The sequence below is a fragment of the Streptomyces sp. NPDC059373 genome, from assembly GCF_042751495.1.
Lineage (GTDB): Bacteria > Actinomycetota > Actinomycetes > Streptomycetales > Streptomycetaceae > Actinacidiphila.
This window is the reverse complement of the sequence record NZ_JBHYXC010000065.1, coordinates 1-15,638: the sequence shown is the minus strand read 5'-3', so window position 1 is coordinate 15,638 and position 15,638 is coordinate 1. Positions and strand designations below refer to the sequence as shown.

The 15,638-nt window shown below is 70.6% G+C and carries 13 protein-coding genes and 1 pseudogene; 10 read left to right on the top strand and 4 right to left on the bottom strand.

What is annotated here, in order from left to right; all coding sequences use genetic code 11:
* Positions 1-152: 152 nt before the first annotated feature.
* The 5 genes from ACFXJ5_RS39145 to ACFXJ5_RS39125 all read left to right on the top strand — a co-directional run bounded on the left by ACFXJ5_RS39145 (position 153) and on the right by ACFXJ5_RS39125 (position 5,074).
* Positions 153-956, top strand: a complete 804-nt coding sequence (locus ACFXJ5_RS39145; protein WP_384642593.1) for a methyltransferase domain-containing protein — start codon at positions 153-155, stop codon at positions 954-956.
* Between the two features lie 182 nt (positions 957-1,138).
* The gene (locus tag ACFXJ5_RS39140) at positions 1,139-1,834 is read left to right on the top strand and encodes an ATP-binding cassette domain-containing protein (RefSeq protein WP_384642591.1); all 696 of its coding nucleotides are present in this window, start codon (positions 1,139-1,141) and stop codon (positions 1,832-1,834) included.
* Positions 1,831-3,507 carry a hypothetical protein gene (locus tag ACFXJ5_RS39135; protein WP_384642588.1) on the top strand — a complete coding sequence of 559 codons (1,677 nt, stop codon included), beginning with the start codon at positions 1,831-1,833 and terminating at the stop codon, positions 3,505-3,507. Before ACFXJ5_RS39140 ends, ACFXJ5_RS39135 begins: the two co-directional genes overlap by 4 nt.
* A gap of 408 nt (positions 3,508-3,915) precedes the next feature.
* Entirely contained in the window at positions 3,916-4,305 is a 390-nt protein-coding gene (locus ACFXJ5_RS39130; RefSeq protein WP_384642586.1) for a PH domain-containing protein, read from the top strand.
* Positions 4,306-4,783: 478 nt separating this feature from the next.
* On the top strand, positions 4,784-5,074 hold the full coding sequence (locus tag ACFXJ5_RS39125) for a hypothetical protein (protein ID WP_384642583.1): 291 nt from the start codon (positions 4,784-4,786) through the stop codon (positions 5,072-5,074).
* Positions 5,075-5,253: 179 nt separating this feature from the next.
* On the opposite strand, the gene ACFXJ5_RS39120 is transcribed toward ACFXJ5_RS39125, so the two are convergent.
* Positions 5,254-6,489: an MFS transporter gene (locus ACFXJ5_RS39120; protein ID WP_384642580.1), complete on the bottom strand. Its 1,236-nt coding sequence runs from the start codon at positions 6,487-6,489 to the stop codon at positions 5,254-5,256.
* Positions 6,490-6,588: 99 nt separating this feature from the next.
* Between ACFXJ5_RS39120 and ACFXJ5_RS39115 the strand changes: the two genes are divergently transcribed.
* Positions 6,589-7,674 (top strand): DUF5937 family protein, encoded by a 1,086-nt coding sequence (locus ACFXJ5_RS39115; protein WP_384642578.1) that lies wholly within the window; start codon positions 6,589-6,591, stop codon positions 7,672-7,674.
* Between the two features lie 161 nt (positions 7,675-7,835).
* On the opposite strand, the gene ACFXJ5_RS39110 is transcribed toward ACFXJ5_RS39115, so the two are convergent.
* Entirely contained in the window at positions 7,836-8,063 is a 228-nt protein-coding gene (locus ACFXJ5_RS39110) for a hypothetical protein (protein ID WP_384642576.1), read from the bottom strand.
* 65 nt (positions 8,064-8,128) lie between these two features.
* Here ACFXJ5_RS39110 and ACFXJ5_RS41290 point away from each other — a divergent pair, with 65 nt between their 5' ends.
* The 3 genes and pseudogenes from ACFXJ5_RS41290 to ACFXJ5_RS39095 all read left to right on the top strand — a co-directional run.
* On the top strand, positions 8,129-8,956 hold the full coding sequence (locus ACFXJ5_RS41290; protein WP_459254006.1) for an FAD binding domain-containing protein: 828 nt from the start codon (positions 8,129-8,131) through the stop codon (positions 8,954-8,956).
* Positions 8,953-11,670 (top strand): molybdopterin-dependent oxidoreductase, encoded by a 2,718-nt coding sequence (locus ACFXJ5_RS39100; protein ID WP_384642573.1) that lies wholly within the window; start codon positions 8,953-8,955, stop codon positions 11,668-11,670. The genes ACFXJ5_RS41290 and ACFXJ5_RS39100 overlap by 4 nt, the downstream gene beginning before the upstream one ends.
* Positions 11,671-11,685: 15 nt before the next feature.
* Positions 11,686-12,117: pseudogene (locus ACFXJ5_RS39095) on the top strand (VWA-like domain-containing protein); the annotation flags it as partial.
* Between the two features lie 232 nt (positions 12,118-12,349).
* Here ACFXJ5_RS39095 and ACFXJ5_RS39090 read toward each other — a convergent pair.
* Both ACFXJ5_RS39090 and ACFXJ5_RS39085 read right to left on the bottom strand, forming a co-directional pair.
* On the bottom strand, positions 12,350-13,231 hold the full coding sequence (locus tag ACFXJ5_RS39090; RefSeq protein ID WP_384642570.1) for a hypothetical protein: 882 nt from the start codon (positions 13,229-13,231) through the stop codon (positions 12,350-12,352).
* Positions 13,228-13,818, bottom strand: coding sequence for an RNA polymerase sigma factor (locus ACFXJ5_RS39085; protein WP_384642567.1), 591 nt, complete (start codon positions 13,816-13,818; stop codon positions 13,228-13,230). Before ACFXJ5_RS39085 ends, ACFXJ5_RS39090 begins: the two co-directional genes overlap by 4 nt.
* 240 nt (positions 13,819-14,058) lie before the next feature.
* Here ACFXJ5_RS39085 and argG point away from each other — a divergent pair, with 240 nt between their 5' ends.
* Entirely contained in the window at positions 14,059-15,504 is a 1,446-nt protein-coding gene (gene argG / locus ACFXJ5_RS39080) for an argininosuccinate synthase (RefSeq protein WP_384642563.1), read from the top strand.
* Positions 15,505-15,638: the final 134 nt, after the last annotated feature.

Sequence of the window (15,638 nt, the reverse complement as noted above, 5' to 3'; positions counted from 1 at the left end):
AGCGTCTGACCTCGGCGCCCGCACAGCCTTGGCCGGATCGAAGGGCTCCTTGCCAGTGGCGGCGAGCAGGCGTTCGGCCATCGCGCCGACGGAGAGCGAGGGCCCGGAGCCCGGCGACCGAGGACCGGCTGCCCCTCTGCCAGAATCGCCACATGGCTGAGCACGACACGGATCATGGCTACCTGCTGGACAACCAGGAGTCGGAGGCAGGGATCCGCTTCGGCGCCCTCAGCGAGTTGTTCGATCCGGTGACGTTCCGGCATGTCGACCGGCTCGGGATCGCTGCCGGGATGCGGTGCTGGGAGGTCGGCGCCGGCGGTCCGTCCGTACCCATCGGGCTGGCCGAGCGAGTCGGCCCCTCCGGAAAGGTGATCGCCACCGACATCGACGTGTCCTGGACCCGGAGTGTCGCCAGTGGCGTGGTCGAGGTGCTGCGCCACGACGTGGCGGCCGACCCGCCGCCGCCCGGCAGCTTCGACTTCGTGCACGCCCGACTGGTCCTGGTACACGTCACCGACCGCGCCGAGGCACTGCGCCGGATGGTCCAGGCGCTGCGGCCCGGCGGCTGGCTGCTCCTGGAGGACGCCGACCCAGGGCTGCAGCCGCTGTTGTGCCCGGACGAGTCGGGTCCCGAACAGGTGCTCGCCAACCGACTGCGATCCGGCTTCCGCGCCCTGATGGCGGCACGCGGCGCGGACTTCGCGTATGGGCGAACCCTGCCCAGGCTGCTGCGCGAGGCCGGTCTGGAGGACGTGCGGGCCGACGCGTACTTCCCGATCACCGCGCCGGCATGCGCCGTCCTTGAGGCCGCGACCGTGCGGCAGATCCGCGGCCGTCTGGTGGCGGAAGGGCTCGCCACCGACGAGGAAATCGATCGCCACCTGGCCAACGTCGGCACCGGACGCCTCGACCTGGCCACCGCCCCGATGATCTCCGCGTGCGGACGGCGCCCGTAACCCTCCCCTATCGCCCTCCTCCCAGCGCTCGCGGAGCACCGCGCGCCCGGCGCCCCGCGCCGGAGTGGACAATGGCTGGAGCCGGTCCGGGGCGACGTACGCGACGCGGGGCCGGAGTCCGATGTGTTTCGTGGCCTCGAGGAGTCCGGTCCGTGGGCGTACCGCTGTTGCAATTGAAGGGCGTGAGCCGCACGTACGACCGGCGGGAGGTGCTGCACCGGGTCGATCTGTCGCTGGGGGCGGGTGAGTGCGTCGCGCTGCTCGGCCACAACGGGTCGGGGAAGTCGACTTTGCTGCGCATAGCCGCCGCCCGGGACAGCCCGACGACGGGGACGGTCACGTTCGACGGGCTGCCGATGGACGAGAACGATCCGCGGGTACGGGCGCGGGTGGCGGTCGTCGGGGACACGGCGGCGTGCTATCCGGATCTCACCGTCCGGGAGCACCTTCAGCTGGTGGCGGTCGCACACGGGGTGGAGGGCGCGGAGGAGTGGATCGACCATGTGCTCGCCGAGCGGCTGCTGAGCGGGCATGCGCACGCCCTGCCGTCGGCGTTGTCGTCGGGGCAGCTGCAGTCACTGCTGCTGGCGTCGGCGCTCGTACGGCCCCGGGACCTGCTGCTGCTCGACGAACCCGAGCAGCGGCTGGACCCCGGCGCCCGGCGGCGGCTGGCCGACCTGATCACAGCGGAGACCGACGAGGGGGTGGGCGTGCTGCTGGTCACCCACCACGCGGAACTCGCCCGCTCGGTCGCGAGCCGGGTGCTGGTGCTGCGCGAGGGCAGGATCGTCGCCGACGGGACGCCCGAGGACGTACTGGCCGGCCCGGACGCCATGGGCGACTCGTGGCTGGCGGGCACAGAGAGCGAGGCCAGGTGAGTACGGTCACTCAGCCGGCCGAGGAGCGATCGGCCGACTGGTCCGCGGAGGACGACTGGACCGCCGAGACACTGCGGCTGCTGCGCGAGCTGCGGGCACCGCACCGGCGGCGACGGGCCGGTCAGATCGGGTATGTCGTCTACTGCGTGCTGCTGCTGGCCGTCGTGTGGGGCGTGCTGCCCAGCATGGGCCTGTTCCTGCAGGCGTCCATGGGCGCCGACTACACCGGTCACGGTCCCGCGATCCTGGCGGCAATGCCCGCCGGGATCGCCGCGCTCACGGTGGGGTGCCTGCTGCTGGGTGCCCGGGACGGTCTGTGGCGGGGGCCGGTGGTGCCGCCGCGCGAGAGCGTCGACTGGATGCTGGCGCAGCCGGTGCGGATCGGGCGTGTGCTGCGGCCGTGGTTCTGGATGTCGTGCGCGGCAGCGGCGGGCGCCGGGGTGCTGGCCGCCGCGATCGGCATGGTCGCGCTGGGGCTGACGGTCAAGGTGGGGCTGCCGGCCGGGTTCGCCTGGTGCCTCACCGGGGCGGCGTGTGTGCCGCTGCTCGCGACGGCTCTCGGGGTCGCGGTCGCGACCAGTACGCGCGTGGCGGGCTGGGTGCGGGCGCTGACCCCGTACGCGTCCTTCGTGGTCCTGGCACTCGCCGGGCAGAGCGCGCTGGCCGCCGACGGGCATGCCGTGCCGTGGCTGGAGCGGGTCGAGCTGTGGTCCGGGCCGTGGGGCTGGGCGGGGTTGGCGGCGCTGTCCCCCACGCCGGCCGCGGTGCCCGGCGGACCGGTCACCGCCGGGCTGCTGCTCGCGCTGACCGCCGGCTGCCTGCTGCTCGCGCACCGGGCGGTGGGCGGTGCTCTGCCGCTCGCCGCGGTACGGCGGCGTTCGCGGACGGCGTCCGGGGTGATGAGCGCGCTGCTCACCCTCGAACTGCGTACGGCCCGCCAGGTCGCGGCCGGGGCGGCCGGGGGCGGGCGGCCCGCCCGGTTCCGGCTGCGGACGCCGCGCCACGCCTTCCTGGCGGTGCCGTGGCGTGACTGCCTGGCGCTGCTCCGGGCACCGATCCGGGTCGTCAAGTCGGCGATGCTGGCGGTGATCGCCGTTCTGGGGGCGGTTCTCGCGGTCAACGCGCACCGGGGGGCGGCGCTGGCCGCGATCCTCGTGGCGCTGGGATTCGGGTACGGGGCCGTGGCCCAACTCCTGGAATCCGCACGGCTGGAGACCGATGACACCCGGCGTGGCTCGTGGGCGCCGTATCCGTATCCGGGCCTGATGATGCGGCACGCGTTCGTGCCGGGGGCGGCGGCGCTTGTGGTGTCGTGCGTCGCGGCGGCGGTGGTCCTTCCACTGGGCGGCATGGAGCGGGCCGCGCTGGCACCCGCGGCGGTACCCGCACTGCTGGCGGCGGGTCTGGTCAACGCCTGCCGGGGGGCCAGCAAGCAGCACCTGCTGATGAATCCGGCAGCGCAGTCCCCGACCGGCAGCGCCGGTCCCCTGCTGTTCCTCGCCTGGTACGCGGCCGGCCCGCTCACCGCGATCGCGCTGCTGGCCATCCCGTTCACGCAGGCGCTGCATGCCGCGACCGCGTCGGCGACCGTGGTGGCGGCGCTCACCAGCGCCGCCGTCACGGCCGCTCTGCTGCGCTGGGCCTACCTGCGCGCCCGTCAGCTCACCCGCTGAACCCGCTCCCCCGGGAGGCGATCCGGACGGGCGGACGGGCGGACGGCGCTGGACGCACGGTGCGATGTTCTGGGGGCTGTTCGGCGAGGCGAACTTCCGGGAGGAGTGGGAGAGCAAGACGGCACCGTTCCAGCCGACCGCGTCCTGCTGTACACGGCACCGCCGTGACCGACAAGACAAGCGATCGTGCGTGGCCCGGGGCATCACCGCCATCACCCTGTTCTTGAAGCGCTCTCCCGGCTGAAGCCGGGCGATTCCTGCTTACCTTGCGGCAGCGGGCTTGACGCGCTTCGCCGCAGGGCTGGAAGTGCGACGAGGCGCGGTGTCCAGGGGGATGCCGGCGGTCCCGGTAGGCGGTATGCAGACAACATGCACCAGAGCATCAGGGTTCTGTGGGCAAGTGCTCTCGTGACAGCGGGCATTCAGCTGCTGGCGCTGGGCGGCATAGGCGGTGCCGAGGGCGCGCCGAGAGCTCTGCGTCCCTGGCTGTACGGAGGGATCGGGCTGGCCTGGGCGTGGCTCAGCTGGCGGGCGGTGACCATGCGGATCCGGGTCTCGCCGGAGGGCATTCGCAGCCGTGGGTTTTGGAGGACGCGGTTCGTGGCGTGGGAGGACCTGGTGGAGGTCGAGAGTGAGGTCGACCTGTCGAGGCGAGGGCCCTTGTGGGAGCACCCGACGGCGATCCTGTTCGACGGGAGCCGTGTGCCCCTCACCGGCGTGTACGGGCTGCGCAGCGAAGGCACGTCCCGGGTCGACCGGATCGCGGAGCGGCTCAACCTGCTGTGCGACGAGGCGTGATCGGCCCAGCAGGACCCGGCCCGCCACGACCGCCTCGACGAAGGCGGCGGGCAGGGCGCGTAGCGGCGGAGAGGGGACCCGAGCGCCGGCGCGGCTCAACGAGCCGGACCCTCGGGAGGGAGGTCAGCCGTGAGCTGGGCATCCGCCCGCTCATCGCTCGCCATGGCACGGAACACGGCAGCGGCCTGGGCAGGAACCGCTGGGTCGTGGTAGCGGCCTTCGCCCTCCTGCACTGGTTCGGCCGACTGCCCATCCGCTGGGAGATCCGCGCCGGCATCCACCGGGCCTTCCTGACCCTCGGCTGCGCGGTCATCTGCTGACGACGCCTCAAAACCTGTAGAAGTCGACGGTCTCTCGTCCGGGCCGCGTCCAGCGCCGACCCCCTTCGACGACTGGGCCCACCCGAACTCAGCCGCCGCACCTTCTGGCGGTACGATCAGTGCAGAATTTGAACCCGTTCAAATTGGGGGAACCGTTCATGCCTGAACCGACCGTGCCCGACCGGACCGACACACCCGCTGTCGCCCTGGGCCCCACCGCACTTGTCCTCGGCGCCATCTCCGCCATAGGCGCATGGGTGCCCGCGTTCGCGTTCGCCACGCTCCCATGGGGGATCATCGCCGGAGCCCTCGCCGTCACCTTCGGCGCAATGGGCATCCACCACGCCCGCCGCGGCGCGGGCCGCCTGTGGACCGCCATCGCCGGAACCACTCTCGGCGCCATCGGATTCACCGGCGCCGTCACCCTCATCTGGGCACTCAGCGTTTGACCCCGGAGCGCCGCCGGTAGCCACTCGGCCCGCCCGACTCCCACCGGGCGGGCCGCAGCACCTCCCGGGTCGCCGCCGCCGGACGCGTGGCCGGCCAAGCCGTCCGTGGCCTCCGCATCCGCATCCGCACCAGCCTTCGGCGTGCACGGGCTTCACCGCTGGTGTGACGACCGCGTCTCTCACGGAGTTCTTCGGCGGACCCCGGGCGAAGAGCCGACCCCGGTACGCCGCACCACCGCGGCGCCCACCAGAGTGCTGACGGCAAGGGTGGTCCAGAGCGCCCCGGCACCCACGGTGAGCAGGGCCGTCAGTACTGTGGGCGCCGCCGCGCGGCCCAGGCCCATCGACAGCTGCCAGCGGGCGAGGGCACGGCCGAGGAGTTGCGGCGGGGCCTCGGAGACGATCAGGGCGGTGCCGCTGCCCGCGTAGAGGATCTCGCCGAAGGTGTAGAGCACGGCCACGGCCGCGATCGCCGTCGCGCCCGCCCGGCCGCCGAGTCCGCCCGCCGCCCAGAAACCGGCGTAGGACGCGGCGAGCAGCAGGCCGGAACCGGCCAGCACCGTGCGACGCGGCCGATTCGCCGCTCTGCGCACGACGGCGACCTGCGCTGCGATCACCAGGACCGTGTTGCCGACGAAGATCGCCGAGGACCAGGCGGGCGGGGCGTGCAGATGCGACACCAGCAGCACGGGCAGGGCGATTTCGAGGACGTCGAAGCAGAGGGCGAAGGGCAGGTTCGCCAGGCTGAGCACGGTGATCGCCTTCAGGGCGGGCTGCGTACGCCGATCCTGCCGGGGCGCGCCGGTGGCCACAGCGGGAGCCGTCACGCGCATGGAGCGGACCAGAAGCGCGGCGGCCAGATACCCCACCGCCGTGACCACCGCGAGTCCGCGCAGCGTGCCCGCTCCCCCGGCGAGGGCCAGGGTCGCGAGCAACGCGCCGGCGCCGAGCCCGGCGTTGCGCAGCGAGCGGCTCGCGGCCAGGGCGGCGTCCCGCGCCCGGCCTTGGATGAGGGTGGCCACCATCGCCGCGTGTGTGGCGGGCCAGGTCTGGGTGCCGGTGCCGAGCAGCGTCGCGGCCACCGCGAATCCGGCGGTGCCGTCGGCGGCGAGGAGCACACCGACGCCCGCGGCGCGGGTCAGCAAGGTCACCACGACCGCCGTGGACCGCGCGCCGCGGTCGAGCCACCGCCCCAGCGGGGTCACCGCCAGCAGTCCGGCCAGCATGCCCGCCGAAAGCACCAGCCCGGCGGTTCCGACGCCCAGCCGTAGTACACCGATCGCGTACAGCAGCAGGAACGGCCGAAGGAGGCCGGAGCCGAGCGCGTCCACGACCAGAGCCGCTGCGTAGCGTCGGCCGCCGGGCACCGCGAGCAGTCCGGGGCCCGTACTCTTCGTATGCATGGCCATGTTCATGGCAGCCACGCTGCGGTCGGGCCGGGCTGCCGGTCACGTCGATTGACGCAGGTCGTCAACCCGCACGCCGCCGCCTGAGGGCTCTGCGACCATCAAGCCATGAGCGTGACAATCGACATCACGGGCCTGCCTCACGAGCGGCTGCTCTTCGCCCCCTCACCGCTCGCGGAGCTCACAGCGATGCTGCATGTGCTCGCCGAGCCCTCGCACCACCCGTCGCTGCACGGCTGGGCCACCGGTACCGTCGCCGCGCTCAAGCCGGAACTCGCCGACCGGCTGCTGGAAGCGGACTTCCTCTGGCGTTCCTCCCGCGCCGACTTCCTCGTCCCGGCCCACCCCGCCGCGACCCTCGCCGAGGAACTCGACGCGGTCGACCGCATCGACGACGAGCTCTACGTCGCCGCCGCCCTCGTCACGGCCTGCGGCTCGTCACGGATCACCTTCCGGCCGCGCTCCCCGCTCGTGGACGCGGCAGCCCGCGAACGCGCTCGCGAGCTGGCCCAGGCCCGTGGCCCCCGGCAGGCCGCCTTCGCCGACCGGCTGCTCGCCGACCCTCCGGCGGTGCGGGCGATCGTACGCCGCCTCCTGGAGGACTGCGCCTCGTCGTTCTTCACCGACGCCTGGGCGCGGGTGCTTCCCCAACTGGCCGCCGACGCACGGCTCAAGGCGGACCTTCTCGCACGGCACGGGCTGTCCGAAGCACTTGCCGCGGTCTCACCCGCGGTGTCGTACGACCGTGGGCGCGGGCGGATCAGCGTCGACAAACTCCAGGACAACGCGACCAGCGGGGCCGGAGACGGCGTCACCTTCATCCCCACTGCCTTCGGCCGCCCTCACCTGGTCGTCGTGCACTCCCAGGCCTGGCGGCCCGTTGTGCAGTATCCCGTCGCGGAGCCCGCCGTTCCGCGTCCCGTCACTCTGGACCAGCTCCAGCAGCGCCTGGAGGCGCTCGCCCACCCGGCGCGCATCCGGCTCGCCCGCACCCTCGCCCGGGGCGAGCACACCACGGGCGAACTGGCGGCCGCCTGGCAGCTCACCGCGCCCGAGGTCTCCCGCCACCTCGCCGTCCTGAAGAAGGCCGGCCTGGTCACGACCCGGCGGCGCGGCCGCTACGTCCTGCACCATCTCGACCTCGGCGCGAGCGCGCGACTCGGGACCGACTTCCTGGAAGCCCTACTGCGCTGAGGGCCCTGCGGGCCACGGCAGGAGAGGGTCCGCCTGCACTCTCCCCGCACGGCCGACCTGACCCGAGATCCCCTGCAATTCGGACGAGTTCACCGCGTGCAATCTCGCGGACGAATTCGTCCCAGCCGCTTCGCCACTCGCGTCACCACCCTGAAGGGCACCTACTCACGCCGAAGCGCTGACTTGGCGAGGCCGACCTCTCCTGCGATATACTGGCCGGGAATCTCCGCGCCTGCCGGTCCTACCTCGAGCAGTTCGACCGCAGCGGCCAGAATTCGATTCTGTCGCTCGACGTTGTGCCGCTCCCAGCGCGTATCGTGACCGTCGCCATTCGACGAGTGCATCGAGCCGAATGTCCGCAATCGAAAAAGGCGCGCGAGCAGCGCCACGCGCTGGTTGATCGAGCTCGGTAGGCGGTCGTCGCACGATTGTCGTCGTGAGGGAGATCAGTCCCATGGACCTCAACACCATCACCGAAGTCGTCCGGCGACCGTCCGATCGGCCAGGCGCGGACTGGCGCGAAGGCGACGCTTGGCTCGCAGGCGGCACGTGGCTGTTCTCCGCGGAACAGCCGAGCCTGCGCCGCCTGATCGACCTGACGGCATTGCGCTGGGATCCCCTCGTCCCGAGCGATGCGGGTCTCGAAATCGGCGCAACGTGCAGCATCCGCGACCTGTACGCCTTTGCGCTGCAAGGTGATTGGATCGCGGGCGCCCTTTTCGCGCAAAGCTGCGAGGCGTTCTTGTCCTCGTTCAAAGTCTGGAACTCGGCGACCGTCGGCGGCAACATCTGCATGTCCTTGCCCGCCGGCCCGATGATCACGCTGACCGTCGCACTCGAGGCGCAGTACGAGCTGTGGGCTCCTGACGGGTCCGCACGCATCGTCGATGCCCTCGACTTCGTGACCGGCGACAATCGGAACATTCTCACTCCCGGGGAAATCCTGCGGCGCATCGACATTCCGGCGCGCGCCCTGAGGAAACGCACCGCGCACCGCCGCTTCACGCTGACCCGCCTCGGGCGTTCGACGGTATTCCTCATCGGTACTCAAACGCCAGGAACGAGCGACCTGCTGCTCACGATCACAGCCGGCACCACACGGCCTGTGCGCATCGCTTTCGACACCATGCCCGAAGCCCGAACTCTCCAGGAGAGCATCGACGTTGTCCCCGCCGACGTCTGGTTCGCCGATCCCAACGGGACCCCCGACCACCGTCGCCACCTGACAAAGCACTTCGCCGAAGAGATTCGTCACGTACTCATAGCTGGGGGCCCGGCATGACATACATCGTGAACGGCAAGAGCTTCGACGAAGAACCAGACCCCGGCCAGTGCCTGCGCACGTTCCTCCGCTCACTCGGCCACTACGGCGTCAAAAAGGGTTGCGACGCAGGCGACTGCGGCGCATGCACGGTGTGGTTGGACGGCAATCCGGTGCACAGCTGCATCACCCCTGCCTTCCGCGCAGACGGTCGTAAGGTGACGACGATCGAGGGTCTCGGATCACCCGGCAACCTGCATCCCATGCAGCGACAGTTCCGCGACGCCCCGGGGTTCCAATGCGGTTTCTGCACCGCGGGGATGATCATGACGTCGGCAACGTTCACCGAGGCCCAGAAAAGGGACTTGCCGCGGGCGTTGAAGGGCAACCTCTGCCGCTGCACCGGCTACCGAGGGATCGAGGATGCTGTGAAGGGCGTCGCCGGCGTGGAGACGGCCGCGCCGGGAAAGGCCGTCGGGACGAGCGTCAGCGCGCCGGCAGCCAACGACGTGGTGACCGGTCGCGCCGAGTTCACGATGGACACCCACATCGAAGGCATGCTGCACCTCAAGGTGCTGCACTCACCGCACGCGCACGCCCGGATCGTCTCGATCGACAAGACCGCCGCACTCGCAGTTCCCGGCGTGCATCGGGTCTACACCTGGGAAGACGTGCCGCGGAAGCGTTTTACCACGGCGATCCACACCGACCATCTTGTCGATCCGGACGACACCTTCATCCTCGACAACACGGTCCGCTTCGTCGGCCAACGCGTCGTTGCGGTTCTGGCCGACACGGTCGGGGCGGCAGAAGAGGGCTGTCGAAGGGTCGTCGTCGAATACGAGGAAATGCCGGCGGTATTCGACCCCGAAGAGGCAATGGCCGAGGGGGCGCCACAGTTGCACGGCACGCACGATCCATTCGTCCGCGACCCCGTCCACAACATCCTGCTCGAAATCCATTCGCACATCGGCGATATCGACGCAGGGTTCGCCGAAGCCGACGTGATCCACGAAGGCACGTACTCCTCACCGCGAGTGCAACACGCGCATCTCGAAACCCACGGGTCGATTGCCTGGATGGAGAACGGTCGTCTGAACGTCCGCACCAGTTCGCAGTCACCGTCGATCGCGAAAGTCAAACTCGCGCATCTGTTCGCACTGCGCCCGGACCAGCTCCGCGTGTTCTGCAAACGCGTCGGCGGCGGCTTCGGCGGCAAACAGGAAGTGATCTCGGAGGACCTTGTCGCGCTCGCCACCCTGGACACCGGGCGACCGGTCTGCTTCGAATACACCCGCGAGGAGGAGTTCACAACAGCCTCGCCACGGCATCCCATGACCTTGACGGTCAAGCTCGGCGCGAAGGCAGACGGAACGCTCACGGCCTTCCAAGTCCGCAATGTGTCGAACACGGGCGCCTACGGCAACCACGGCGGCGAAACGCTCTTCGCAGGCGGCGCTGCCGTCATGATCTACCGCTGCCCCAACAAGAAGTACGACGCGTTCTCCGTCTATACGAACACCGTCCCGAGCGGGGCGCTGCGCGGTTACGGGATGACGCAACCGGCGTACGCCGTGGAATCGGCGATGCACGAACTGGCACTCGCACTGCACATCGATCCGCTCGAACTGCGACGGCGCAATATCGTGCGACCGGGCGATCCGCTCGTCGCCACGGATGACGGTCCCGACGACGTGATATTCACCGAGGACGGACTCGCGAAGTGCATCGATCTGGTGGATGACGCCATGGCCCGTACCGCCGATGAGCCGTCCCCCGGCCCCGGGTGGCTCGTCGGAACCGGCGTCGCGAGTTCACTGCACGAGACCGCGCCCCCGACCGAACACATCTCCGAGGCCTGGGTCACGCTTGGCGACGACCTCATGTACGAGTTGGCCGTCGGGACAGTCGAATTCGGCGAAGGTACGTCGACCGCGCATGTCCAGATCGCGGCCAACCAGCTGGGCACGACGCCGTCGCGGATTCGCCTGGTGCAATCCGACACCGACCGCACGGGATTCGACACCGGTGCCTTTGCGAGTGCGGGCCTTTTCGTGGCAGGCAACGCGGTACTTCGAGCGGCCAATGCCGTGCGCGACCGCATCCTGGAATTTGCCGCCGCGCACACGGGCGTCCACCTCGTGATGTGCTCGATGGACGACGAGGGTGTCCTCTGCGGCGACCAGCGCGTGTCGTTGGCCGAACTCGTCGCATTGGCCCGGGCACGCGGAATTCGATTCACCGCCGCCCGCAAGGCCTACGGCTCACCCCGAAGCATCGTCTCCAATACCCAGGGCTTCCGAATCGCCGTCCATCGGGTGACGGGTGAGATCCGTATCCTTTACAGCGTCCAGGCGACCGACGCTGCCGTAGTCATCAACCCCGCGCAAGTCCGGGGACAGGTAGAAGGCGGTGTCGCCCAGGGAATCGGCTTCACTCTGACCGAGAATTACCACGTCGACGCGAACGGCGTCATGGTCAACCCCAACCTCCGCAACTACCGGATCCCCACCTACGCCGATATCCCCCGCACCAACCTGCTCCTGGTGGACTCGGCGGATTCCGTCGGGCCCATGCGGTCGAAGGGGATGGCGGAATGCTGCATCAACCCGGTGGCCCCCGCGTTGGCGAATGCACTCCACGACGCCACCGGCCTCCGCTTCCGCGCACTGCCCCTGACTCCGGAACGGATTTACAGCCGGCTCAACGAAAGGCAGTCGGTGCGGACGGCCTGAGCAGGCGGCCCGCGGGTCATCGACACATCCGGCTCCGTCAGTGACACCGGACTGGGCAGCGCGCTCCTCGAAGTTGCCGCGATCTCCCGTGCCGTCGGCGGCCGTCGAGACCTGGTCACCGTGCTGCCGTGCGACGCGGCGGCCCGGATCGTGCACCCGCTGTGCCGTGCCGAGGGAATACCGCTGGTGGGCGGCGGGGGTACGGATCTGCGCACGGGCTTCGCCAAGGCGCTCCTAGCGCGGCACCGACCGGACGTCATCGTGGTCCTGACCGACGGCCGGACGCCCTAGCCGGGCACGCGACCGCCGTGCCGGACGGTGGTAGGGCTGTTCCCTCGGCAGCACGCAGCCCGGTCGTGGGACGAGGACAATCCCCACTACGTACCGGACGCGCCGCCCGAGTGGGCCCGAGTGGTGGTCATCGGGTCGGCTTCCGCTGCGCGGTGAGCCCCCTCAGGGTGGCGCGGATATGGGCGGACTGCGGCGCCTCGCGGATCAGGGCAGCACCACCGCCGCCGAGCAGCTCATGGAACTCACCGCCGAGTGACAACCTGCTGCGATTCGGTGGTTCGACGCCGACGATGACCGGGGCGGTCGAGAGGCGGAGGGAGAACCGTCGCTTGCACGCCGGAACCCGTGGGGAACGGGTTCCGGCGCCCCGCGTACGGGATCGTTCCCGTCAGCCGATCTTGTCGGTCAGGCCGACGGACAGGTAGGTCCGGTGGGCGGCCTTGCCGACGTTGGCGCCCTTCACCCACGTCTCGACGCTCTCCAGGAGCACGCTCGTCTTCGGGTCGATGATCATCCGGTCACTGAACGTGGCCCCGTTGAACACCAGTTCTGTCCCGCTGCGCCCGACACTGTCCTTGACGGTGCCGCCGAGCTTGACGCCCTTGATCTGTGCCAGCGCCTGGAAGAGCCCCGCCCGCAGCTTCGGGCTCGCCGGGGCCCCGCCGAGCAGGTAGCTCGCCTGCTGGAAGGCGTTCTGGTCGGCGGACTCCGTCGAACTCTGCATCAGCTTGAGCAACTGCGCCGGGTCGGTGGTCAGCCGGTCCAGGCCGTTCCAGTCGAGGCTCTTCGGCCCGAGGTCCCAGTTCGGACGACGCCCCTTGGTGGAGGTCTGGCCCTTGATGACGAAGTAGTCGTGCATGGACCGCGAGACGTACTCATCACCGAACGGGAAATGCGTCTTCCAGTACTTGCCCGAGCCGGCCGGCCTCGTGTCAGCCACCTCGGCGACGTCATTGAGGAAGACGGACGCGGAGGCCGCCTGCGACGCGCGCCGCGCGTCCGCGGGCGCCGCCCCCGTGTTCACGTACGCCAGCACACCGGCCGCCACCGCGGCGGCGGCCAGGATGGCAACGACCCGGCGACGGCGCGGGAACGGCGTCACCACGGCGTCCTCCCGTGCGGCCGCCTCGACCGCCGCCAGCGCCCGGGCCAGCGCCTGCGCCGACGGCGGCTCGACCCGTCCCGCGGCCTGCAGTGCCTCGGCGCCCGGGAAGTCCAACAGTGCCTGCCGCTCGGTCATACCGGTCTCCTCCACGTCGTACGTACTCATGTCAGGTCTCCCGCCACGCTCAGGTTCCGTCCCGCCGCGCGGGCCGGCGCGAGGTGGTTGCGCAACCGGCCCCGGGCCCGGTGAAGCCGCGAACGGGCCGTCCCGGCCGGGATGCCGACGGCGGCGGCCGCCTCGGTCGGCGTCAGCTGCTCCCAGCTGACGAGCAGCATCACCTCCCGCTCCTCGGCGGGCAGTTCGGCCAGCGCCCGGCGCAGTGCGGGAGCCAGCGCAGCCGCGTCCAGCCGCTGGTCCACCGCCTGCCACGGGTCGGTGACATCCGCCCCGGGCGCGGCCCCTTCCCGCGCCGCTCGCCGCACATATCCGGCCAGTACGTTGCGGGCCACCCCGAACAGCCAGCCGCGCGCCGATCCGCGCGAGGCGTCGAACGTGCGCCGCGCGGCGAACGCCTGCAACCACGCCTCGGCCAGCAGATCGTCCGCCGCGCCTGGCACCCGCCGGGCGAAGTAGCCGTGCAGGGCGGGCGAGTACTTCTCCACCAGCGGCGTGAACTCCCCCGCGTCGGCCGCCGCCCGCGTCAGCTGGGCATCGCTGTCGCGGTCACCGTGCTCCTCGTGTTCCGGTTCCACGGAATCTCCATCTCCGACCGCCGGACGACAGTCTCACCCCGTACTTGTCGAGCGGCGCCAGGAGCGTTCGCGCGACGGTCCCGCGGGGTTCGTCCCACGTCCTGGTGACGCTCTCGACCCGGTCCGAAACTCACTGTCCGCGGCATCCTCCTCGGCTACGTGCCGTGAGCTTCTTCGCCCCGGCGGCACAGGACCCGAAACGGCTTTGCATGATCATACGCGACAGTGCATACTCTTCCTATGTCCAAGGTCCTCACCTCCCTTCCCTCCGGCGAGCGCGTCGGCATCGCCTTCTCGGGCGGCCTCGACACCTCGGTCGCGGTCGCGTGGATGCGCGACAAGGGCGCCATCCCGTGCACCTACACCGCCGACATCGGCCAGTACGACGAGCCCGACATCGCCTCGGTGCCCGGCCGCGCGAAGACCTACGGTGCCGAGATCGCGCGCCTGGTCGACTGCCGCGCGGCGCTGGTCGAGGAGGGCCTGGCCGCGCTCACCTGCGGGGCGTTCCACATCCGCTCGGGCGGCCGTGCCTACTTCAACACCACGCCGCTCGGCCGCGCCGTCACGGGCACCCTCCTGGTCCGGGCGATGCTCGAGGACAACGTACAGATCTGGGGCGACGGGTCGACCTTCAAGGGCAACGACATCGAGCGGTTCTACCGGTACGGCCTGCTCGCCAACCCTCACCTGCGGATCTACAAGCCCTGGCTGGACGCGGACTTCGTGACCGAGCTCGGCGGCCGCAAGGAGATGTCGGAGTGGCTTCTCGCCCACGCCCTGCCCTACCGCGACAGCACAGAGAAGGCGTACTCCACCGACGCCAACATCTGGGGCGCCACCCACGAGGCCAAGACCCTGGAGCACCTGGACACGGGTGTGGAGACCGTGGAGCCGATCATGGGCGTGCGGTTCTGGGACCCTGAAGTCGAGATCGGCACCGAGGACGTCACGATCGGCTTCGATCAGGGCCGCCCAGTGACGATCAACGGCAAGAAGTTCGCCTCCCCCGTCGACCTGGTGATGGAGGCCAACGCTGTCGGCGGCCGCCACGGCATGGGCATGTCCGACCAGATCGAGAACCGGATCATCGAGGCCAAGAGCCGCGGCATCTACGAGGCGCCCGGCATGGCCCTGCTGCACGCGGCGTACGAGCGCCTGGTCAACGCGATCCACAACGAGGACACCCTCGCCCAGTACCACAACGAGGGACGACGCCTCGGCCGGCTGATGTACGAGGGCCGCTGGCTGGACCCGCAGGCGCTGATGGTGCGCGAGTCGCTGCAGCGCTGGGTCGGCACGGCCGTCACCGGCGAGGTGACGCTGCGGCTGCGGCGCGGTGAGGACTACTCGATCCTCGACACCACAGGCCCGGCGTTCAGCTACCACCCGGACAAGCTGTCCATGGAGCGCACCGAGGACTCGGCGTTCGGCCCGGTGGACCGGATCGGCCAGCTCACCATGCGCAACCTCGACATCGCCGACTCACGCGCCAAGCTGGAGCAGTACGCCGTGCTCGGCCTGATCGGCACCGCCCATCCCGCCATCGGTGCCGCCCAGGCGGCCGCGACCGGGCTGATCGGCACCATGCCGGAAGGCGGCGCCGAGGCCATCGCCTCCCGCGGCGAGGTCTCCGGTGACGAGGAGATGCTGGACCGCGCCGCGATGGAGCTCGGCACGGACTGACCAGCCCCGTCGAGCGGAAAGCTCGTCACCACCGGAAAGGGCGGGGCGGACGAGCAGCAGAGGATGGCGGCGGTTCGTAAGCCGCACACCCCCCCGGCCCGGGGGCCGGCCGTAGCGAGGAGCAAAGAACACCC